This window comes from Actinomadura sp. CNU-125 (assembly GCF_001942465.1).
Classification (GTDB): Bacteria; Actinomycetota; Actinomycetes; order Streptosporangiales; family Streptosporangiaceae; genus Spirillospora.
In genome coordinates, this window is the sequence record NZ_MKJY01000473.1 from 1 (window position 1) to 2,194 (window position 2,194).

Genomic DNA, 2,194 nt, shown 5'->3' on the forward strand with positions numbered 1-2,194 from the left:
GGCGGGGTCCCGGGCGGCGTCCCGGGCGGTGTCGCGGGCGGCGGATTCGCGGGCGGGGAAGCGGTCGTCGGGGGTCGGGCCAGCGGGCGGCCTACGGGGAGCCGTCGGCGCGGGCGTCGTCCAGCCGCGCGGCGAGGTCGGCGAGGAAGTAGCCGCAGCGCTCCCCCACCGCGCCGAACGCGGCGCCGTCGCGGCGCAGCTCCAGGGTGATCTCGAAGGGCGCGCCGCCGCGGTCGACGGCGGCCACGGGCACGACCGTGAGGACCGATCCGTCCAGGCAGCGCAGCACCCTCACCGGCCGTCCCCTTTCGATCACGCGACGTTATCCCCGCACCTTAGGTGAGGTCGTCCCCATGATCACATCCATCGCGCCCCGCAATCGGGCAATGGAACGCGCCCGGCGGGTCGGCCCGCCGGGCGCGGGTCACGGCCTGGGTCCGGCGGCGCGGGCGCGCTCGACGTGCTCCAGCGCGGCGCGCAGCTCGGTGAGCCACTCGTCGGTGTTGCGGCCGACGAGCCGGACGCACCAGGCGAGCGCGTCGCTGCGGCTGCGGGCGACGCCGGCCTCGACGAGGGTGTCCAGGACGCGGCGTTCGGGCTGCCGCAGCCGGGTCATGACGGGGACGGACAGGGTGGTGAACATCTCGCGTTCGCCGCCGCACTCGACGCCCCACGACACCTTGTGCCCGAACCGCCCCTCGGCCTCGCGGGCGATGGCGATGCGCGCGTCGCGGGTGTCGGCCCGGAACCGCTGGACGTGCCCGGCGACGAGCGCCGCGCGTTCGGCCTCGGACGCGTCGGCGGCGGCTTCGGGTTCGGGGAGGCGGCCGACGACGCTGACCTCCTCGCGATCGAGGACGACCTCCACCCTCCCCTCGAACCAGTCCTCGGGGAGCCGTCCGGAGAACCAGCCCCGGAGCTCCTCTGCCGCGTTGTTCGTACTCATGTAATCAAAATTACAACGCAATCGCCGCCGTCGCCAGGTGCACGCGCCTTTCATTCCCGCACTCCGACGGCGTCGGCCGGGCGCGCGGCCATGGCGAGCCGGGCGGGCAGCGCGGTGGCGGCCAGGGCCAGGGCGCCGCCCAGCGCCAGGACGGCCAGGTGGGCGCCCGGCGGGACGTGCGGCGACCCGCCGGTCATGCCGGCCCCGAACGCGGTGAGGACGGCGAGGGAGATCGCGTGCCGAGCACGCCGCGACGCCGACGACCGCCCCGGTCTCCAGGCCGAGCATCCGCATGAGCTGGCGGCGGGTCGCCCCGGCGAGGCGCAGCGCGGCCAGCTCGCGGGCGCGGTCGGCGGTCGCCATCGCGAGCGTGTTCACCACCGCGATCGCGGTGAACGCGATGATCAGCACCATCGCGACATAGTTGACCTGCGCGTTCGTGTCGGCCCGCGCCTCGGCGACCGTCCCGGCGTCGGTGGCCGGGACGCCCGCCGGGAGCTTCCCGGCGACGAGCAGGGTGCCGCGCGGGTCGTCCACGTGCGCGGCGACGACCTCATGGGCGAGGGTGAGGTCGCCGAACCCGAGGCCGCGCCCGTAGACGGCGACGACCGTCGGCTCGATCGGGGTGCCGTCGCCGAGCGTGAGGCGCAGCCGGTCGCCGGGCGCCACGTCGAGGCGTCCGGCGGCGGTGGTGCTCACCGCGATCGTGGACGGTCCGAGGCCGGCGAGCGAACCGGCGCGGACGTCCAGGTCCACGGTGCGCTCCAGGCCGTCCGGCGTGACGCCCTGGACGCCGTAGTTCTCCAGGCCCACGCGGACCGTGCTCCGCACGACCTCGGTGACGGCGGTGACGCCGGGGGCCGCGCGGAGTTCGGCGGCCTTTGCGTGCGTAACGTCCGGTCCAACCACATGTGCGGCGATCGTCCCTTCCTTGGCCTGCCGGGTCGCCGCGTGGCCGAGGGTCGTCTGCGCGAACAGGATCGTGGCGGTCAGCCCGATCATGAGGGTGAGCGGGGTGACGACGGACGCGAGGCGCCGCGCGTCCATCGCGAGGTTCGCCGCGGCCAGCCGTCCGCCGACCGGGAACAGGCTCAGCGGGACGGCGAGGGCGGCGACGGCGGCGCGGGCGAGCGCGGGGCCGAGCAGCGCGACCGCGACCGTCCAGACGAGCGCGGTCAGGAACGTGACGGGGCTCGACGCGGCCTCGGTGTTCAGCTTCGACAGCACGATCATCAGCACGACGCCGCC

General features: G+C 75.5%; 2 protein-coding genes. Both read right to left on the bottom strand.

Annotated elements, in window-relative coordinates; translation table 11 throughout:
- Positions 1 to 91: 91 nt before the first annotated feature.
- Positions 92 to 295 (bottom strand): hypothetical protein, encoded by a 204-nt coding sequence (locus BJF79_RS37990; RefSeq protein ID WP_262403167.1) that lies wholly within the window; start codon positions 293 to 295, stop codon positions 92 to 94.
- A gap of 129 nt (positions 296 to 424) precedes the next feature.
- Positions 425 to 2,194, bottom strand: a 1,770-nt coding sequence (locus tag BJF79_RS66045) for an ABC transporter permease (protein ID WP_316043524.1), incomplete at its 5' end; no start/stop codon positions are given.